General features: G+C 57.2%; 1 pseudogene. It reads right to left on the reverse strand.

Annotated elements, in window-relative coordinates:
* Window positions 1-250, reverse strand: a pseudogene (locus tag P8629_RS12415) (ABC-F family ATPase); the annotation flags it as partial.

Genomic DNA, 250 nt, shown 5'->3' on the forward strand with positions numbered 1-250 from the left:
GTTTTACCAATGCCGTTGGGGCCGATAATGGCAATCCGCTCGCCCGCTTCCACGGTCATGGAAAAACGCTTGAACAGCGGTTCGCCGTCGTAGCCTTTGGTAATGGCATCGACGTTTACCGCGTTGCGGTGGATCTTCTTGTTCTGATCGAAGCGGATGAACGGGCTGACGCGACTGGAGGGTTTGATGTCTTCTAGCTTGATCTTGTCGATCTGCCGCGCCCGGGAGGTGGCCTGCTTGGCCTTGGAGG

It is taken from the genome of Hydrogenovibrio sp. 3SP14C1 (assembly GCF_029625905.1).
In the GTDB taxonomy this organism is placed as follows: Bacteria; Pseudomonadota; Gammaproteobacteria; order Thiomicrospirales; family Thiomicrospiraceae; genus Hydrogenovibrio.